At 70.3% G+C, this 21387-nt stretch carries 6 protein-coding genes; 5 read left to right on the top strand and 1 reads right to left on the bottom strand.

All coding sequences use genetic code 11. From position 1 onward, the window contains the following. Positions 1-171: 171 nt before the first annotated feature. From E6O51_RS16905 to E6O51_RS16885, 5 genes are all read left to right on the top strand, one after another. Complete coding sequence (locus E6O51_RS16905; protein ID WP_136386182.1) at positions 172-14097, top strand: filamentous haemagglutinin family protein; 13926 nt, start codon at positions 172-174, stop codon at positions 14095-14097. A gap of 237 nt (positions 14098-14334) precedes the next feature. Continuing rightward, a complete protein-coding gene (locus E6O51_RS16900; RefSeq protein ID WP_211091442.1) occupies positions 14335-15744 on the top strand; it encodes an efflux transporter outer membrane subunit in 1410 nt (469 codons plus the stop codon). A gap of 11 nt (positions 15745-15755) precedes the next feature. Beyond that, the gene (locus E6O51_RS16895) at positions 15756-16820 is read left to right on the top strand and encodes an HlyD family secretion protein (protein ID WP_136386180.1); all 1065 of its coding nucleotides are present in this window, start codon (positions 15756-15758) and stop codon (positions 16818-16820) included. Next, positions 16817-19555: a ribosome-associated ATPase/putative transporter RbbA gene (rbbA, locus tag E6O51_RS16890; RefSeq protein ID WP_136386179.1), complete on the top strand. Its 2739-nt coding sequence runs from the start codon at positions 16817-16819 to the stop codon at positions 19553-19555. Before E6O51_RS16895 ends, rbbA begins: the two co-directional genes overlap by 4 nt. Positions 19556-19559: 4 nt before the next feature. Beyond that, on the top strand, positions 19560-20702 hold the full coding sequence (locus E6O51_RS16885; RefSeq protein ID WP_136386178.1) for an ABC transporter permease: 1143 nt from the start codon (positions 19560-19562) through the stop codon (positions 20700-20702). Here E6O51_RS16885 and E6O51_RS16880 read toward each other — a convergent pair. Further along, a complete protein-coding gene (locus E6O51_RS16880; RefSeq protein WP_136386177.1) occupies positions 20699-21247 on the bottom strand; it encodes a class I SAM-dependent methyltransferase in 549 nt (182 codons plus the stop codon). The genes E6O51_RS16885 and E6O51_RS16880 overlap by 4 nt on opposite strands. Positions 21248-21387: the final 140 nt, after the last annotated feature.

The following is a 21387-nucleotide window of genomic DNA, read 5'->3' as shown; positions in this document are numbered from 1 at the left end:
CTGGGCCGTCTTGTTCTCATCGCCTGCTTGCGGCCGTCCCCGGCGGCCGGGCAGTCAAACATCTTGGATGAGTACAGGAACCCAGTCATGACGCCTTGCACGCCTTCCTCCCGCCATACGCCGCGCCGCCATGCCACGCTCCCGGCGGCGCGCGGGACCGTACTTCCGCGCATGTGCCCGATCGCGGCGGCCATCACGGCGGCGCTGCTGTCCGCCGGAACGCCCGCTGCCCACGCCCAGCAGGCGTTCAGCGCGGCCTGGTTCGCGGCCAAGAGCGCGAACCAGGCGACGGCCACGGCCACGGGCCTGCTGCCCAACGGCCTGCGGGCCGGCACGCTCACCGGTCCGGTGCAGCAGTCGGCGGCTGCCCGCGAGCGCCTGCAGACCTCCATCGCCACCCTCAACACCGCGGCCCAGGCCATCGCCCTGCAGCAGGCGCTGCAGGCGCAGGCGCGCCAGGCGGCGCTGTTGCGCCCCTCGTCGGTCCCCGATGGCCTGGGCGAAGGCGGGTTGAAGATCGACGACAACGAACTGACCAAGGGCTGGAGCAACGCCAACGCCCCGACGCAGACGGTAGCCGCGGGCAAGACCACGGTGACCATCGAGCAGACCGGCGACAAGGCCGTGCTCAACTGGGAAACCTTCAACGTCGGCAGGAACACGACGGTGAATTTCGACCAGCAGGGCAACCGCTCCTGGATTGCGCTCAACAAGGTCAACGACCCGGGCACCGCGCCCAGCACCGTTCTCGGCCGCATCAACGCCGATGGCCAGGTCTGGGTCATCAACCGCAACGGCATTCTGTTCGGCGCGGGGTCGCAGGTGAATGTGGGCGCGCTGGTGGCGGCCGCGCTGCCGGTCCACCTGCCGCTGTTCGAGAGCGGCACGCTGTACGACAACCCCGACAGCCGGTTCACTTTCAGCGCCTATGCGCAGACGGCCGGCGAGCAGGGCACCGCCGCCTTCGACCCGCCGGCCGCGACCGCGGCCTCGCAGACCGCGCAGGTGGTGGTGGAGGCGGGGGCCTCCATCGCCACGAAGACGCCGGTGGGGGAGAGCGGCGGCCGCGTGGTGCTGATCGGGCCGGAGGTGCGCAACGCGGGCATAATCCTGACGCCCGACGGCCAGACCATCCTGGCGGCGGGACAGCAGGTGGGGCTGCTGCCGCATGATTCGAACGATCCCAGCCTGCGTGGCCTGGACGTGTACATCGGCTCGGTTCTGGCGCCGGAGGTGGGCATCGACGCCCCGGACGTGGCGCTTGCCGCCAGCGACGTGCGCACCGGCGTGGCGACCAATACCGGCCTGATCCGGGCCGAACGCGGCAACATCACGATGGCCGGGGCCCAGGTGAACCAGAACGGCGTCGTCCACGCCACGACTTCGGCCACCTTCAACGGCCGCGTCGACCTGTTGGCCGGATACGGCGCGTATACCTACCGGGACGAAAGCGTCGGCGCGTCGTATTTCGTCCGCCAGGAAAGCGGTCTGGTGCAACTGGGGCAGGACAGCCTGACCCTGGTCCTGCCGGAACTGGACAGCGTGGAGCGCGTGGTCGGGCAGGCGCTGTCGCTGAATTCGCAGGTCAACCTCACCGGCGAGGCGATCCATCTGGGCGGGAACGCGACCATCCTGGCACCCAGCGCGGACGTGACGCTGCGGGCCGGCAACTTCGGCTATTCGAGCGGCTCGGCGAACAAGGAAGGCTTCTATTTCAACGACGGCCAGATCTACCTCGACGCCGGCGCCTCGATCCAGGTGTTCGGTTCCATCGTCTCGGCCAACGCCGCGGACAACGTCATCCTCGTGGAACTGCGCGGGGCCGAGTTTGCCGATTCGCCCTTGCAGCGCAACGGCCCGCTGCACGGCAAGAAGGTGTACGTGGACATCCGGCAACTGGGCGTGCGCGAGGACGGCACGGTGTGGATCGGCACGCCGCTGGCGGACGTGTCGGGCTACGCGGGGCTGGTGGAGCGCGGCGTCGGCGAACTGACCATCGACGGCGGCACGGTCACGCTCAACGCCGGCGCCTCGGTGGTACTGCAGGAAGGTTCCTGGCTGGATGTGTCGAACGGCTGGGTGGAGTATGCGGGCGGCCCGATCCGGACCACGCGGCTGGTCGGGGCGGACGGGCTGATGTACGACATGTCCCGGGCCACGGCGGACCGCCTGTACGCGGGCATCTACGGCGGCTTCACCGAGGAGCACGCACGCTGGGGCGTGTCGCAGGACTGGATGTCGCCGGTGCTGAACCTGCCGGTCTACGAGCCGGGCTACACCCATGGCGGCGCCGGCGGCGTAGTGAGCGTACGTGCGCCGAGGGCGGTGCTGGGCGGCGAGGTGAGGGGAGCGGTGATCGTGGGCGAGCGCCAGCGCGAGGCCCGGCCCGACAACAGCGCGCTCGAACTGCTGCTGTTCACGCCCGCGGACGTCCAGGGCAAGCACTTCATCGCTCCGCCGGTCACCCAGGAGGTCATCATCCAGAGCGGGATGGCGGCGCAATCGATCGCCGCCTTCGAGCAGGGCAGCTACGCGCTCGATCCGGCCACGCCGATCCTGTTCGCGCCCGACGTCCTGAGCAGCGGCGGCGTCGGCCGGTTGACGATCGACAGCGGCAACGGCGACATCCGCGTCCTTTCGGCGATCGAAGGGCCGGCGGGCGGCGAACTGCATCTGATCGGCCGCAACGTGGAGTTCGCGGCCGACGTGAACCTGGCCGGCGGCGTGATCAGCGCCAAGGCCGAGCATCTGCCGCCCCGCATGCCGGAGTGGGATTTCGAGGGGGGCACCGCGAATTACTCGACCCCGGAAATGCTCGATGGGCGCGGCCTCGTGCGGGTGGGGGAAGGCGTCGTGCTGACGACGGCCGGCCTTCTGGTGGACGATGCCGACACGGACGCCCTGACGCGCCCGCTGGCGCTCGATGGCGGGCGCATCAGCCTGACGGGCTACCGCACGGTGCTGGCCGAAGGCAGCGTGCTCGACGTTTCGGGCGGCGGCCATGTCGATATCCAGCGCAGGCAGAGCGGCGGCCGGGGCGGCGAGATCCTGATCAGCGCGGGGCAGAGCGTCGTGGTCCAGAGCAGCGTCGACGTCGACCCCGGCTGGGGCCTGGGCCGCCTGGTGATGGACGGCATGCTGCGCGGCTTCGGCGTGCTGGTGGCCGGTGCCGAAACGGCCGAGCGCGGCGGTTCGCTGGCGATCAAGGCGCCCAGCGTCCACAGCGGCGTCGGCGGGGCCAGCGTCCTGATCGGCGGCGGCGAGGCGCCCACCGATCCCAATGCCCTGTGGCTGCAGCCCGATTTCTTCAGCCAGGGGGGATTCGCGCATTTCTCCTTGTCGAGCGCGGGCCATCAGGAAATCGCCGAGGGCACGATCATCGACCCGGTCATCGGGAGCCACCGGCTGGTCCCGGCGGGCGGCGGGTCGTTCGGTATGGAGCAGGTGGTACTGGACCCGCTCATGCGTTCGCCTTTCTCGCTGGAATTCCAGGCGAAATCGTTCCAACACGGCGCCAGTTCCGTGCGGGGCGACGTCGTTCTGGGCGCGGGCGCCGGGATTCACGCCCGGCCCACGCTGGATGGCGTCGGCCGGGTGCTGCTCGGCGGGGAGGCTGCCCGCATCCTGGGGTCGATCAACGCGCCGGGCGGAGACATCTCCATCGTTTCCAGCGCTTCGCGCAGTTGGGAGGGGATGACGATGGTCGATATCGGCCCGGAAAGCGTGCTTTCCGCCGCAGGCGCGGTGATTCCCACCTTCAACGCCCTGGGGCTGGATACCGGGCGCGTCCTGGACGGGGGCTCGATCACGATCTCGGGCGCCTTCGTCATCGAGAGCGGGGCGGTGCTGGACGTGAGCGGCGCGTCCGCCGTGTTCGACGTGCCGGCCCAGGGCGGCCAGTTCACCGGCAATCCCTGGCAGCCGTTGCGCGTCGACGGCGATGCGGGGGACATCACGTTCAAGGGAAGCTGGCACATGCTGTCCCTGGGCACGCTCAAGGGGGCGGCCCAGGGCAGCGGAAAGGGCGGCACGCTCACGGTTTCGTCCGAACGGCACATCGAACCGCCTGCCGGCGAACATCAGGGGGTCCTGCTGAACGTCGTGCAGAGCCTCGCGCCCGACACCGACGTCGGCGGACCGAGCACGCAGTTGATCCATACCACTCCGGGCCAATTGGATCGGGGCGTGTTCGCCGCCGACAGCTTCCTGGAGGGCGGCTTCGATACGCTGGTACTCGACGGCAGCGTACACTTCTCCGGCCCGGTGGAGATCACCGCCCGCGGCGGGATTCTCGCGGGCGATCACAAGGACCCGCTGAAAAGCGGACTGATCTCCGCTGATTCATCAGTGATGCTCAACGCTCCCCATGTGCGCCTGGGGCGCAGCTTGGAGAGCATGCTGGCATCCCCGGAACCGTCGGCGATTTCCGCTCCTGGCGTGGCGTCGAGCCATGGTCCGGGCGCGATCACGGTCCATGCCGCCGAGTTGATCGACCTCGGCCCGGTCGCCCTGCAGGGCATCGGCACCGTCGATCTCCACGTCGCGCACGACCTGCGCGGTTACGGGACGTTCGAAGCCACGGGCGGCATCGTCGTCACGGCGGGCCAGGTGTATCCGGCCAGCGCCGTGAATTTCACGCTGGCGGCGCGCAATCCGGCCAGCGGTTCCGGCTCGGTCACGTTCCGTTCCTCCGGCGCGGCGCGTTCCCTGCCGCTCTCGGCGGGCGGCAAGCTCAACGTCTTCGCCGAGACCATCCACCAGGCCGGCGTGCTGCGCGCACCTTTCGGCGAGATCAATCTGGGATCGACCGGGACGTCCGTCTCCGGCTACGCCATCCCGCCCACCACCCTGCTGACGCTGGGCGCGGGCAGCGTGACCTCGGTTTCCGGCGTGGACCCGGTCACCGGCGAGGGGTTGACGCTGCCCTACGGCATGATGCTGGACGACAAGACCTGGATCGATCCGTTCGGCGTCGACATCACCATCAGCGGCCCCGTGCAGAAGACGATCAACCTGGCCGGCGCGACGGTGGAGGTCGGCGAAGGCGCGCTGGTCGATCTTTCCGGCGGCGGCGATCTCGTCGCCCACAACTGGGTGCCGGGCCTCGGCGGCAGCAGGGACATTCTCGCCTCGTCCGCCAGTTTCGCCATCCTGCCCGCCTATCAGGCGGACCATGCGCCCTTGGTATTCACCGCCGCCGACCAGAGTGTCGTCGGCACCGCGCCGAGCTGGCAGGCGGGCTGGAGCAGCGACGGGCTGGCGGTGGGCGACCGGGTCTGGCTCGATGTCGGCAATGGGCTCCCGGCCGGCTACTACATGCTGCTGCCGGCGCGCTATGCGCTGCTGCCGGGCGCATTCCTCGTCACTCCGAAAGGCGGGTCGGCGCTTTCCGGCTTCGGTCCGACCGCGCAGCCCGACGGCTCGGTGGTCGCGTCGGGCTGGCGGGACAATGCCCTGACCGGCAGCCGCGATGCCCTGCCCGGCGTGTTCGAGGTCGCGTCCCGCGAAGTCGTGCTCAAGCGGGCGCGCTATGACGCCTATTCGGCCAGCCGGGATCTGCCGGCGCTGGCCCGCACGCTCGATGCCGTGCCGTCGCGGATGCCGGTGGATGCCGGGCACCTCGTCATCCAGGCGACCGCGGCGATGACGCTGCGCGGCGCACTGCGCATGGACGTGCCCGAGGGCGGATCGGGCGGGCTGGTGGACATCGGTAGTTCCACCGACATCGTCATCAACGATGCTGGCACGGGTGCGCAGGAAGGGCTGCTCTATCTGAGTGCGGGCGATCTGAGCGGACTCGGCGCGGAGAGTCTGCTGATCGGCGGCATCCGCCGCGCGACCAGCGATGGTGTCGCTGTCGACGTCACCAGTGCCAAGGTCACGCTCGCCAATTCCGGGGCGAGCGTCCTCCACGGCTCCGAACTGATTCTCGTCGCCAGCGACGCCCTGACCCTCGAGGACGGCGCGGCCATCGCGCAGCGCGGCGCGCTTTCCGGCGCGGCCGAAACCCTGATCATCGGCGATGCGCAGACGCCGGGGTCGGGCAACGGCGCGCTGGCGCGCGTCAGCAGCGACACCGGGGCGCGCACCAGCCGGCACGGCGTCGCGTCCGGCGCCTCGGGCGACCTCGTCGTCGGCAACGTCAGCCTGTCGGGTGCGGGCGTCATCCTGGACTCGACCGGAATGGCCGATCTCGACTCCGACATGCGGCTCGTGGCCGACGCGCTCTCCCTCGGCGGCGGGCGAATCAGCCTGCAGTTCGACGATGCGGGGGCCTTGCAGACGAGCGACGGCATCGTGCTGTCGAGTTCGGTGGTGAAGGGCATCCAGTCCCAGGTCGGCATGCTGACCCTGCAAAGCTATTCCACGATCGATTTCTACGGCACGGGCTCGATCGGCGAACTCGACGGCGAGGGCCGTCCCTCGGTCGCGGGGTTGGGCCTGAGCGCGGCGGCCCTGCGCGGCTTCAATGCGGGCGGCGGCGAGGTGACCGTCAACGCCCGCACCGTAGCCATCGACAATCTGGCGGACAACGTCGAGGACGGCACGGCATTGCGCAGCGCGGGCGTGGCCGCGGGGCGGCTGGTCCTCAACACCGAGCGCATCGAGGTCGGCGAAGGGCATTTCGACATCAGCGGTTACGCCGCCGTCGAGCTCAAGGCGCGCGAAGGCATGCTCTTCGCCGGCGAGGGCGGGCTGAACGCACAGGGCGATCTCACGGTGAGCGCGCCGCTCCTCACGGCCGCCACGGCGGCGGACCAGTCGCTCGCGGCCGGCGGCAAGCTGACGATCCTGCCGCGGGGGGACGCGGCTGCGGGGATCGGCAGCGGCATCGGTGCCCGGCTCACGCTGGCGGGTGAGGACGTGGAAATCGCCTCCCGCTTCTACCTGCCGAGCGGCGCGCTCACCGTGCGGGCCGGAAACGATCTCGTCGTGGCTGACGGCGGCGAACTGAACGTCACCGGCGTGGGGGCGGTGTATGCCGACCAGATCCGCTACACGAATGCCGGCACCATCACCCTGGAGGCGGAAGAAGGCGTGGTCGAGGTGCGCAGGGGCGGTCTGATCGACGTTTCGGCATCGCCCTATGCCGGCGACGCGGGCACGCTGACGGTCCGGGCGACGGGCCTGGACCGGGGGGCGTTCATCCTCGACGGCAGCGCGCGGGGCACGGCGGCCAACGGCAAGAGCGGACAGTTCTCCCTCGACGCGCAGCGGCAGGCTGCGCTGGGCGCGATCAACGCCGCGCTGAACAGCGAGGGCGGTTTCGCCCAGGGCCGTTCGTTCCGGGTGCGCACGGGCGACGTGCGGGTGGATGGCCAGGCCAATCAGGCGCGCACTTTCATCGTTTCCGCCGACCAGGGCGCCGTCCGCGTCTCGGGGCGCATCGACGCATCGGGCGAGACCGGGGGGCGCATCGAACTCTACGGCCACGACGGCGTGGCGCTGGAGAACGGCGCCGTGCTGACGGCCGCCGCCGAGCGCTTCGACGCCGCCGGCAAGGGCGGCTCGGTGCTGATCGAGGCCGGCGGCGCGCGGCTCGTGGGCGGCAGCCTCAGGGCGGGCGAGGGCTGGGTCGATATCGGCGCGGGTTCGCTGATCGACCTTTCGGTCGCCGGCGGCCCGGGCGGCACGCTGCATGTGCGTGCACCGCAGATCGACGCGGCGGGAACGCCGATCCCGACCCAGACCAGCATGACCGGCACCATCGCCGCCGGCAGCGATCTGGCCGTCCGTCCGATCGCGGGCGAAATCCGCAATGCCGCCAGCATCGTCGCCGAAGGCTTCCAGATTTTCGACCTCACCGACAACGGCTCGGGCGGCGGCGTGATCGACGTCAACGCCAGGAATGCCATCCGCAACAACGGCCTCGCTTTCACGGCCCACACCCCGGACATCGTGACCCGCCTGCTCGCCGGCAACGCGGGCTTGGCCCCCGTCTTCCATCTTCGTCCGGGCGCGGAGCTGTCCGCCCGTTCGCAGACGCCGGTGACGCTTGCGCAGGCCGGCGACAGGCTCTCCATCGCCGCCGGCAACGCCCTGCGTTTCCCGGGCGGGCTCGGCGCGGACAACAGCGTCGCCTTCACCCGGGCCGGCACGCTGCATCGCGCCGACGGCTCCACCCAGGCCTTCGTCGCGGGCCAGAACGTCGCGATCGGGGCCAGCGACGCCGTGACCCTCGAACGGGGCGGTGAACTGGTCGTCTCCGCAAGCGCGTCGGCGGTCCAGGCCGTCATGGTCGGCGGGGGCACGGCGGAACTCGCCTCGGACACTGCGCTGCAGGTCAGCGTGGAAGAGCTCGGGGCAGCGCTGGAACTCCAGGGCCCCGGCAGCATCGTGCAATTCGCCGGCAACCGCAGCTTCGAATTCAAGGCGGGGGACCCCGAAGCGGTGATCCGCCTGACCAACGCAGCGACCCTGCGCAACGGTTCGGCGCAGATACTCCACGCTTCCGGCGCAACGATCCTCAACAACGGCAGGAGCATTCTGCTGGGCGAAGGCGACAGCCTCGTGCTCACCAGCGCGAACAGCGCCGTCTCCAACGGCGTGGCCCCCGGCATCGTGGTCGAGTTGACGGATGCCCAGCAGATCACCTTCCATCCCAACACGACCACGGCCGTCGATGTCGGGGCCGGCGACACCCTGGCGTTCGCCAGGGCGGGCGTCAGCGTCCACTCCGCGACACCTTTCACGGTGGACGGCGTCACCGCCGCGCTCGACCCGGCCACCGGGCTCTATACGGCCGGGAGCCTCGCGGCGAACGCACCGGTGCAACTGGCGTCGGGCGGCACGGCGACCTGGTCGGTCCCCCGTGCGGTTGCCGACGGCCCGCTGACCTACACCGCCGCCGCGCCCGGGCACCGGGCCAGGGTGGCGCTGCGCGGCCTCGACGGCACCAGCGATCCCAGTGCCCCGGCCTACACGCTGGATCGGAACAGCCGGATCGTGGGGCTCCCGTATTCGGACAACATCCTCAACGGCACGTACAGAATCGAAGGGGACAATACGCGCCAACAGGTGACCGTGGCCGGCGCCAGCCAGTTCTCGGTGCCGGCGGGCACCCGGCTGACGGCGATCTCGTCCGGCGCCACCCTGCAAAGCAGCGCGGGCAACACCTTGACCTGGACGGAGGGCGCGGGCGGTCCGATGTCGCTCGGCTTCGCGGGGACCGCCGGACAGACCTACGCGGTCAACGTGACCGGCGCGGCGCGGGCGCAACTCCAGAGCCGGCCGCAGGACATCACGCTGCCCGATTCCGGCGCCACCGGCGCCGGAAACTGGGACCTCGCCGTGTGGCGCTACGGCCCCGGCGTCGATCCGTTCACGCCGGGTTCCGGCGAGCCGGGCGTGCTCACCCTGCGCGCACCGGGCAACGTGATCCTGCGGGCGTCGATTTCGGACGGTTTCACCCAGGCCAGCGCAGGCGGCTATGGCTGGCCTTACGACAATCTCGGCTATTACCGCGAGGCGGCCGGCACCCTCCAGCCCAACGCGCATCCGCTCTGGCAATGGGTGCTGTTGCCGGCCGGCGCGGAATCCTGGAGCTACCGCATCACCGCCGGGGCCGATCTGGATTCGGTGCGACACGGCGACGTCGTGCCGCTGGAGCGGATGGCTGACGAATACGGCTCGCTGCAGCTCGGCGTGCCCTCGACCTCGCCGGAGCGCAGCAACGTCAGCAACAATTTCACGCTCACCCGGGCCGAGTATCAGACCATCCGCACCGGATCGGGCGACATCAGCATCGCCGCCACGCGTGACGTGAAACTGCTCAACCAGTTCGCCACCATCTACACGGCGGGCAGCCAGGTCGCCGACAGCCAGGGCAGCCGCACCGTCGTCACGTCCGGAGGGGCCATCTCCATCCCGGCGGGATTGCCGCTGCAATTGCCCGACAGCAAGGCGCTCGCAGCCTCGGAGCGCGTCACGATCATCGCCGATCAGGACGGCACGATCACCCGCACGGTGCTGATCGGCGCGGTGGACGCCAGGCAGAATACGCCGTTGCTGAACAACGCCCAGCTCAACGTGAAGCTCGAGGCGGAAGTGAACGGCCTGCCGATCGGCACGGTCATCACCCTGCCGGCCGGCACCGAAGGGCTGCCCCATGGCGCCGAAATGGGCAGGATCACGGGCATCGTCGGGGACGTGCCCCTGCACGGGCACAGTCAGGGCATGCCGTCCCTGCTCGCGACGGACAACATCGTCACCGTCTCCGGACAGGGCGGCGCCTACGGCGCGAACATCAGCTTCAACGGCGCCGGCAGCATCGATGGCATCGCGGCGGGGGCCCTGATCACCCTGGGGAATCTGCGCAGCGGCGCAGGCACGGGCGCGGCCGATCTCGACGCTGTCCTGTCCGGCTATCTGGAATCCACCGCGGGCGGGGTCATGACCGTCTATGGCAACAGCAGCACCAGCCAGCCCGTCACCCTGGCCTTCGAAGCCGGCCGGCTTCCCGACGCACCGGTTCCCGACGGCTCGACGGGCATCGCGCGCGTGACCTTCCGTTTCAACGACACGGCCAAGCTCGCAACCGTCAGGAGCAGCGGCGCGACCAGCTTCGTCAACATTCCCGCGGGCATCTACAGGACGCACAGCGCGGCGGCCGCCACACAGGTCTACCTGCCCGCCGCCAGCAGCATCACCGTCGATTCGGGCAACGGCGGCATCCGCACGGTCGCCACCCTGGCAGGTGAAGCCTACATCCCCGTCAGCATCCGCCAGCCCCTGGAAGCGGGCGTGGCGGCGACGCTGGCCCCGGGCAGCGTCGTCCGGCTCGATGCCGACGGGCAGGCGGTGTTCCAGCGCCCCTCCGGCAAGGCCATCGACGTGCTCCAGCCTTTCGGCACCGATTCCGCCCTGTACGCCTTCGACAGGCCGAACACCGCCTACGCCATGTCGCGTTTCCCCGGCAGCGGTGTCACTGCCAGCAACAACTGGTACGGCACGCTCGGCGGGCAAGGCACCGCAAGCGCCTCCAACCCGAACCAGGGGCTCTTCGTCCCGAACTACCTGCCGCAATGGAGCGAGGGCGGCGGCAACGTCAGCATCACCGCGCAGAACGACATCATTCACCAGGTCCGCACTGCCGGAGAATGGAAGGACGACACGAACCTGCAACTGCCGGTCAACTGGCTCTACCGCCGCAGCGCCGTCGAGAATGGCCGGTTCGTCGCCGGCGGCAACGGCGACATCGCCTCGACCGCCTGGTGGGTCGATTTCAGCAACTTCTTCGAAGGCGTCGGCGCGCTGGGCGGCGGCAACGTCACCCTGATCGCGGGCCGCGACGTGAAGAACGTGGACGCGGTGGCGCCCACGAACGCCTGGATGCCCTACCAGACGCTGCATCTGGACGAGCACGGCCGCATCGTTTCCAGCGATGACCGGGCGTCCAGCCAGCCGCTGTTCGAATACGGCGGCGGCGACGTCACCGTGCTGGCCGGGCGCGACATCAATGCGGGCGTCTATTACGTCGAACGCGGCGACGGCGTACTCGCGGCCGGGCGCGACATCACCACCAACGAGCGGCGCACGCCGCGCCTGACCAACCACTTTCTGTCGCCGTCTCCGGACCCTGCACAGTGGCTGCCCACGCAGCTCATGATGGGCAAGGGCGGCCTGACGATCAGTGCCGTCGGCGACGTCCGCATCGGCGCGGTCACCAACCCCTTCCTGCTGCCGCAGGGCATCCAGAACAGCTTCTACAACCGGGCCTACTTCCTCACCTATGCCGACACCAGCGCCGTCAGCGTATCGTCGCTGACCGGCTCGGTAACGGTCGAAGGCTATATGTCCGACGGCATCCGCGGCCTGGAGAGCGGGGGGTCGCTGGCGCAGTACTTCCAGAACATCCTCGCCTTCCCCACCAGCAATATGGCCACCGCCCAAGGCGCGCAGGCTTCCTACCGGCGCTCCTGGCTGCGCCTGTCCCAGACGGACGATACGCTGGACAGCGACCAGCTCCGTGTCGCCACCAGCCTCATGCCTGCGAACCTGGCGCTGACGGCGTTCACAGGGGACATCGACCTCCTCGGCGTGATCAATCTCGCCCCCGCGCCGGAGGGCAGCCTCGACATCCTCGCCCGCGGTTCGGTCGATGGTTATCAACGGACGGGCCTGTATATACAGCTCAATCCGGACCATGGCAGCCGCTACGTCACCGCGACGATCAACGTGTCGGACGCCGATCCGGCCCTGCTGCCCAGCGTCTGGTCGCCCCTGTCTATCTATTCCGACGGCCTGCCGCGCAGAATGACCGTACGCACGGCGCCGTCGTTCAGCAGCCTGAACCGGCTCTTCGACGAGAGCGGCGCCACCCGCGGCGCCAACGCTTCCGCCCTCGTGCGCAAGAATCTGCACGACAGCGATCTCCTCCATCTCCACGATCCGGAGCCCGTGCGCGTGTATGCCGGCGAAGGCGACATCTCGGGCCTCACCCTCTACTCGCCCAAGGAGACGAGGCTGATCGCGGGCAACGACATCGGGGACGTCGCCCTCTACCTGCAAAACCTGCATGACGACGACGTCAGCATGATCGTCGCCGGCCGCGACATCGTCGCCTACAATCCGGCGACGCCCGCGCGGAACGTGGCGCTCGCGGCCGCCGACAGCACGAAGCTCTCGGACAACTTCGTCAGGGATGCCCGCCAGATCCCCCTGTCGGGCGACATCTTCGTCAGCGGGCCGGGCACGCTGGAAATCGCGGCCGGCCGCAACCTCGACCTGGGCGGCAAGACCACGGACGCCGCCCAGACCGCCCGCAACAACGCCCAGGGCGCGGCCCTCGGCGTGATCAGCCTGGGCAACCAGCGCAATCCCTGGCTGCCCGAGGGCCGGGGCGCCGACGTCGTCCTGGCGTCGGGCCTCGGCGGCTTGGACCTGTCCGCCGACGCGGCGGCAGATCTGCCGGGCTTCGCCGCGCTCTACCTCGATCCGGCCAACCTGGCCGACCCGGCGGCCGCGCTGGAGGATCAGCCGGGCAAAGTGGCCAGGACCTACGAGGCGGAACTGCTGGAATGGCTAGGCGAGCGCTTCGGCTATGCCGGCAGCGCGGAAGACGCGCTGACCTACTTCCGGGCGCTGCCGGCCGAACAGCAATCGGTGTTCCTGGCGGCGATCTACTTCCAGGAACTGAAGCTGAGCGGCCGCGAGTACAACGATCCGGACAGCCGCCGCTTCCAGAGCTATCTGCGCGGCCGCCAGGCGATCGCGGCGCTGTTCCCGGACGGCGGCGGCGAACCGTGGGGCGACATCAGCCTCGCAGCGCGCCGCGTCGTGCGCTCGGACGCGGGAGGCAGCGTCATGCTGCTGGCGCCCAACGGCGGCGTGGACGTCGGCATCGCCCGTGGCGGCGAGGCCAATCCCCTCGACGAAGGCATCATGACGCTGCGCGGCGGAGACATCTCGATTTATGCGCGGGACAGCGTGGAAGTCGGCGACTCGCGCATCTTCACCTTCCAGGGCGGGGACATCCTGATCTGGTCGATGCGGGGCAACATCGCGGCCGGCCACGGCTCGAAGACGCTGAAGGCGGTGCCGCCGGCGCGCTTCCTGATCGACCCCTCGACGGGCCTGGTGCTGCAGGACATCTCGGGCCTGGCGACGGGCAGCGGCATCGGCACGCTGCAGACCCTGCCCGACGCGCCGCCGGGGGACGTGGACCTGATCGCGCCGGAAGGTTATGTGGATGCGGGCGACGCCGGCATCCGCGTCTCCGGCAACGTCAACATCGCCGCGCTCAAGGTGCTCAACATCGATAACATCCAGGTGCAGGGCGAGGCCACGGGCCTGCCGGTGGCGGTATCGGTGAACGTGGGCGCGCTGACCTCGGCCAGCGCGGCGGCCAGCAGCGCCTCGCAGGCGGCGCAGGACATGGCGAAGAACCAGAACCGCCAGGCGCGCCCGTCGGTGATCAGCGTGCAGGTGCTGGGCTTCGGCAGCGACCCGGCGGCATCCCGGACCGTGCCTGAACCGGTGAATCTGCAGTCGGCGTATCGCCCCGGCAGCGCCGTCCAGATTCTGGGCGATGCCCACCTGGACGAGGTTGCACGCAGCCAGTTGACCGCTGAGGAGCGCCGCACGCTTGGGCTGTAACGCCGTCCTGCAGGTCGCCCCAGTTGTTCCGGGGCGGCTACGCAGGATGCGTGGGCCGCAGGGCACCGTCTTCCGGCAGGCGGCCATCCCGTGGGTTTCTTGATCTGACCCAAGACCTCGGCGGATCGGGCGCGAATCGGCGTGCAGAGCGGTTACCATTGGGGGCAGGCGGGAACGCTAGAACGCTAGCGTCCTGTCCTACCGATTCACCATGACCCGCGTTTCGAGGCTATGGCGATGCAAGCCCCCACCTTGCTCCGTTTCCTTTCCCTGCTTTTCGGCCTGGCGCTGGCCGGGTGCGTGGGGGTATCCCGGCCGCCGGCGGTAAGCGCCGATCTGCCGCAGGCTTTTCCCGCCTACGACGATGCGGCCGGCCCCGGCCCCGGCGGCGACGGCGCGTTGCCGGGCTGGCGCAGCTTCTTCTCCGATCCGGGGCTGGTGGCGCTGATCGAGGCGGCGCTGGCGCACAACCGCGATCTGCGCGTGGTCCAAGCCCAGGTGGAGGAGGCGAGGGCGCTGTACGGCATCCAGTCGGCGGCACGGCTGCCGGAGATCGACGTGAACGCCACCGGCACCCGCGGGCGCACGCCGGCGGACCTGTCCCTGACCGGCGTCGCCACGGTGGCCGGGCAGTACCGCGTGGGGCTGGCCCTGCCGGCCTTCGAAATCGACTTCTGGGGACGGGTGCGCAGCCTGGAACAGGCGGCGCTGGCCCAGTACCTGTCCACCGAGGAGGCCAGGACCGCCTTCGAACTCAGCCTGGTGGCCACCGTGGCCAACAGCTACCTGCTGGCGCGGGAACTGGACGAGCGCATCGTGCTCGCCCGGCGCACGCTGGAAAGCCGTGAGGAATCCCTGCGCATCATGCGCCGCCGCGCGGAGGTGGGGGTGAGTTCCGACCTGGAGGTGCGCCAGGTGGAAGGGCTGCTGCTCGCCACGCGCGGCGAACTGGCCACGCTGGAGCGCCTGCGCGCGCAGAACGAGGCGCTGCTGCAGCAACTGGCCGGCCACGCGCTGCCCGCCGACCCGCCGGGCGGGCTCGAAACCCAGGGCCTGCCGGAGGCGCTGCCGGCGGGCCTGCCGTCCGCATTGCTCGCCCGCCGTCCCGACCTGCGCGCGGCCGAACAGCGCCTGCGCGCCGCCGAGGCCAACGTCGGCGCGGCGCGCGCGGCCTTCTTCCCCAACATCAGCCTGACCGGCTTCGCCGGCACCGCCAGCGCCGAGCTGGATGGCCTGTTCCGCGCCGGCAGCGGGAGCTGGAGTTTCACCCCGGTGTTGCATCTGCCCCTCTTCGACGGCGGGCGCCTGCGCGCCAACCTGGATCTGGCCGAAGCGCGCCGTAATGGCGCGGTGGCAGGCTACGAGGCCGACGTGCAGACCGCTTTCCGCGAGGTGGCCGAGGCGCTGGCCGCCCATCACTGGCTGGGCCGCCAGGTGGCGGCCCAGGGCGAACTGGTGGCGGCGGAACGGGAGCGGGCGCGCCTGGCCGAGTTGCGCTACGAGCGCGGCGTGAGCAGCTATCTGGACGTGCTCGATGCCCAGCGCGGGCTGTTCGCCGCCGAACAGGCGCTGGTGCAACTGCGCCGCGCGCGCATGAGCGCCATGGTGGACCTCTACAAAACGCTGGGCGGCGGCCAACTGCCCTAGGAGAACGAAGAATGGAAATCCGCAACGGGCGGCGCTGGGGTGCGGCGCTGATCGTGGTGCTGGCGGCGGCGGGCGGCCTGTGGCTGTATCTGCGCGCGCCGGCCGACGACGGCAGCTTCGCGCGCGGCAACGGGCGCATCGAAGCCACCGAGGTGGACGTGGCGAGCAAGTTCGCCGGCCGCGTGGCCGAGATCCTCGTCAATGAAGGCGACTTGGTGCGCGAGGGCGACGTGGTCGCGCGCATGGACCTGCGCGCGCTGGAAGCGCAGATGGCCCAGGGCGAGGCGCAACTGGCCAACGCCCGCAGCGCCCGCGAGACCGCGCTGGCACAGGTCGCACAACGCAAGGCCGACGGGGCCATGGCCGAGGCGGTGCTGGTGCAGCGCCGCACCGAACTGGACGTGGCGAGGAAGACCGCCGAACGTTCCGCCGCGCTGCTGGCCGACCGGGCCATCTCCGCCCAGCAGGTGGACGACGATACCGCCCGCGTGCGCAACGCGGAGGCCAACATCCGGGTGGCGCAGGCGCAGATCGCTGCGGTGGAGGCCGGCCTGCGTGCGGCCGAAGCCCAGGTGGCCCAGGCCCAGGCCGGCATCGACGCCGCGGCGGCGGCGGTGGAGCGCCTGCGCACCGAACTGGAGGACGGCGTGCTGCGCGCGCCGCGCAGCGGGCGGGTGCAGTACCGCATCGTGCAGCCCGGCGAGGTGGTGGGCAGCGGCGGCAAGATCGTCAGCCTGGCGGACATCGGCGACGTGTACATGAACTTCTTCCTGCCCGAATGGGCGGCGGGCCGGGTGGGGCTGGGGAGCGAGGTGCGCATCGTGCTCGACGCCGCGCCCGGCTATGTATTCCCGGCACAGATTTCCTACGTGGCCAGCGTGGCCCAGTTCACCCCCAAGACCGTGGAGACGGAGAGCGAGCGCCAGAAGATGGTGTTCCGCGTCAAGGCCCGGGTGGCGCCCGAGTTGCTGGAAACCTATGCCGAACAAGTCAAGACCGGCCTGCCTGGCGTGGCCCACGTGCGTCTCGCGGCCGACCGCGCCTGGCCCGACACGCTGCAGGTGAGGCTGCCGTGAGTGCGACCGGGGCCGCCGGGGCCTCCGCCGGCCCGGTCGTGCGGCTGGCCGGGCTGCGCCACCGCTACGGCGATACGCTGGCCGCGGACGGCGTGGACCTGGAGCTTCCCGCCGGCCGCATGGTGGGCTTCATCGGCCCGGACGGGGTGGGCAAGTCCAGCTGGCTGGGGCTGATCGCCGGCGCGCGGCAGATCCAGGCGGGCACGGTGGAGGTGCTGGGCGGCAGCATGGCGGACGCCCGCCACCGCCGCGCCGTGTGCCCGCGCATCGCCTACATGCCCCAGGGCCTGGGCAGGAATCTCTATCCCACCCTGTCGGTGTTCGAGAACATCGACTTCTTCGGGCGCCTCTTCGGCCAGTCCCGCGCCGAGCGCGAGCGCCGCATCGCCGAACTGCTCGCCGCCACCGGCCTGTCGGAGTTCGCCGACCGGCCGGCGCAGAAGCTTTCCGGCGGCATGAAGCAGAAGCTGGGCCTGTGCTGCTCCCTGGTGCACGACCCGGACCTGCTGATCCTGGACGAGCCCACCACCGGCGTCGATCCCCTGTCGCGTCGGCAGTTCTGGGAACTGATCGCGCGCATCCGCGCCAACCGCCCCGGCATGAGCGTGCTGGTGGCCACCGCCTACATGGAGGAGGCTGAACGCTACGACTGGCTGGTGGCGGTGGACGCGGGCCGCGTGCTCGCCACCGGCAGCCCGGCGGAGCTGAAAGCCCGCACCGGCGCGGACAGCCTGGAGGAGGCCTTCCTCGCCCTGCTGCCCGAGGAACGCCGCGACGACCACACGCCGCTGACGATTCCCCCGCTCACCGCCGGCGACGTGGTGATCCAGGCGCGCGGGCTGCAGATGCGCTTCGGCGACTTCACGGCGGTGGACGACGTGATCCTGGACGTGCGGCGCGGCGAGATCTTCGGCTTTCTCGGCTCCAACGGCTGCGGCAAGTCCACCACCATGAAGATGCTCACCGGCCTCTTGCCGCCCACCCGGGGCGAGGCGCGCCTGCTGGGCGAGGTGCTGGACGCGCGCAACATCGCCACCCGCCGGCGGGTGGGCTACATGTCCCAGTCCTTCTCCCTGTACGGCGAACTGACGGTGCGCCGCAACCTGGAACTGCACGCCCACCTCTTCGACCTGCCGGCGGACAAGGCGGCGGCGCGCATCGCCGAACTAGCGCGCCGCTTCGACCTGGCGCCGGTCATGGACGCGCGCCCGGACGCGCTGCCGCTGGGCATCCGCCAGCGCCTGCAACTGGCCGTCGCAGTGCTGCACGGCCCCGACGTGCTGATCCTGGACGAACCCACTTCGGGCGTGGACCCGGTGGCGCGGGACCATTTCTGGCAGCTCATCATCGATTTGTCGCGCAAGGAAGGGGTGACGATCTTCATCACCACCCACTTCATGAACGAGGCCCAGCGCTGCGACCGCATCTCCCTGATGCACGCCGGGCGCATCCTGGCCAGCGACGCGCCCGATGTGCTGATGAAACAGCGCGGCGCGGCCATGCTGGAAGAGGCCTTCATCGCCTACCTGGAGGAGGCCGGCGGCGCGCGGCAGGAGGAAGGTTCCGCCGCCACCGGCATGCCGCCGCCCGCCCACGCCCCGGCGGGCACCGGCTTCAGCCTGGCGCGCCTGCTGAGCTTTTCCAGGCGTGAGGCCACGGAACTGCGCCGCGACCCCATCCGCCTCACGCTGGCCCTGCTGGGCAGCATGATCCTGATGCTGGTCATGGGCTACGGCATCAACATGGACGTGGAAGACCTGCGCTACGCCGTGCTGGACCACGACCAGAGCATCGCCAGCCGGGAATACACGCTGAACATCTCCGGCTCGCGCTATTTCTCCGAGGCGCCGCCGCTGGCCAGCCACGGGGACATGGACGCCCGCATGCAGGCCGGCAAGCTGGCGGTGGCCATCGAGATTCCGCCCGGCTTCGGGCGCGACCTGGCGCGCGGCAGGACCACCCAGGTGTCCATGTGGCTGGACGGTTCCATGCCCCTGCGGGCCGACATCGCCCGCGCCTACCTGGCCGGCGTGCACGGGCAGATTCTCACCGAGACGGCCACCCGCCTCACCGGCAGCGCGCCCGCGGGGCTGGCGGGCATCGAGGTGCGCTACCGCTACAACCCGGAACTGCGCAGCCTGGTGTCCATGGTGCCGCTGGTGATCCCGCTGCTGCTGGTGTTCATCCCGTCCATGCTGACCGCGCTGGGCGTGGTGCGGGAGAAGGAGCTGGGCTCCATCCTCAACGTCTACACCACGCCGGTCACCAAGGTGGAGTTCCTGATCGGCAAGCAACTGCCCTACATCGCCCTGTCCATGTTCAACTTCGTGCTGCTGTTCATCCTCGCGGTGACCCTGTTTCAGGTGCCCTTCAAGGGCAGCTTCGCCACGCTGGCGCTGGGCGCGCTGCTGTACGTCACCGCCACCACCGGGCTGGGGCTCCTGGTGTCCACGATGACCAGCAGCCAGGTCGCGGCGATCGCCGGTACCTCCATCGGCACGCTGCTGCCGGCCATCCAGTTCTCCGGGCTGATGGACCCCGTGTCCTCCCTGGAAGGCGCCGGGGCGGCCATCGGCGCCGTCTACCCCACGGCCCACTTCCTGACCCTGTCCGGCGGCACCTTTTCCAAGGCGCTGGGTTTCGCCGACCTGGGCGGTTCGCTGCTGCCGCTGCTGCTCGCCGTGCCGGTGCTGACCGTGGCGTCCGCGCTGCTGCTGAAGAAGCAGGCGCGCTGAAGCCATGAGCAACGGCGCCCGCGACCTGCTGCGCAACACTTGGCACCTGGGGCTGAAGGAGTTCAGCAGCCTGGCGGGCGACATGGCCTTGATGTTCATCATCGTGTTCATGTTCTCGGCCTCCATCTACGCCGACGCCCGCGCCCGCCCGGAAACCCTGCACCGCGCCTCCATCGCGGTGGTGGACGAGGACGGCTCGCAACTGTCCTCGCGCATCATCGCGGCCCTGCATCCGCCCCAGTTCATCACGCCGGAGATGGTCAGCCTCGACGACATGGACCGGGGCATGGATGCCGGGCGGCACACCTTCGTGCTCGACATCCCGCCCGGCTTCCAGCGCGACGTGCTGGCCGGGCGCGCGCCCGCGCTGCAGCTCAACGTGGACGCCACCCGCCAGAGCCAGGCCCAGACCGGGGCGGGCTACATCCAGAGCATCGTCGGCGAGGAAATCCGCGCCTTCGCCCAGCGCAGCCGGCCCGCCGCCGTGCCGCCCGTGGAACTGGTGCAGCGCACGCTGTTCAATCCCAACCTGAGCAACGCCTGGTTCTCCGCGGTCACCGCCATCATCAACAACGTCACCATGCTGGGCATCCTGCTCACCGGCGCCGCGCTGATCCGCGAGCGGGAGCACGGCACCATCGAGCACCTGCTGGTGATGCCGGTCACGCCGCTGGAGATCATGCTCTCCAAGGTGTGGTCCATGGGCGTAGTGGTGCTGCTGGCCTCGTCCTTCTCGCTGCAGGTCGTGGTCAAGGGCATCATCGGCGCCCAGGTGGCCGGCTCGGCGGTGCTGTTCGGGCTGTGCACCTTCCTGTACCTGTTCGCCGCCTCGTCCATCGGCATCTTCATGGGCACGGTGGCGCGCAGCATGCCCCAGTTCGGCCTGATGGCCATCCTGGTACTGCTGCCGCTGCAGATCCTGTCCGGCGCCATGACGCCCTTCGAGAGCATGCCGGGGATCATCCAGGCGTTGATGTCCCTGCTCCCCACCACCCATTACGTGGCGCTCGCCCAGGCGGTGCTGTTCCGCGGCGCCGGACTGGCGCTGATCTGGCCGCAACTGGCCATGGTGGCGGTGATCGGCACGGTGTTCTTCGCGCTGGCGCACCACCGCCTGCGCCAGACCATAGGGACGATGCAGAGCTAATTCGGCCCCCCCAGCCGCAGTTCCCAGATGCCCGCCGGCGGCGCGTTGCGCCATACTACCGAGGTGCGCCGCCAGCACAACTGGCGCGGGGCGGGGAAGGGCTCCCGGGGCTGGTAGGTGAATTGCACCAGCTTGCGTTCCCGGCCGCGGGTGAGGAAGCGGCACAGGCTGTGGGCGGTTTCGCTGGCGACCGGCACCGGCAGGGAGCGGAAGGGCAGGCTGGAGACGACCACGACCCGGCCGGGCAGGTCCCCCAGTTCATCCACGACCTGCTTGGCGCTCGCGTGGCGCACGTCGGCCTGCGGATAGCGGTGCCGGAGGCGGGCCGCCAGCGCCGGCTGCCATTCGACACAGATCAGCGGCACGCCGGGCAGCATGCCCAGCAGGGCGCCGGTCACCGAGCCGGTGCCGGCGCCCAGTTCGATGACCGTATCCGCCCCCTCGGCTGCCCGGGCCATGGCCGTCGCCAGCGCTCTCGACGAAGGCAGCAGCGCGCCCGTGGTGGCGGGGTTGCGCAGCATGGCGAGCAGCAGGTGCATGGGCATGGCGGGTCCGTGGCGGCGGGAAGCTGTCCTGTCATCATAGATTCGGCGCGTGCTTCCATCGGGCACGAAATGTGTGGACGGCGACGTACTCCACGGCGTCGCATTGTGGCGAATCCGACATGGCCGGCACCGCCGAACTC

The organism is Pseudothauera rhizosphaerae (assembly GCF_004801305.1).
GTDB classification, from domain to species: Bacteria; Pseudomonadota; Gammaproteobacteria; order Burkholderiales; family Rhodocyclaceae; genus Pseudothauera; species Pseudothauera rhizosphaerae.
This window is presented reverse-complemented; position numbering and strand designations above follow the sequence as displayed.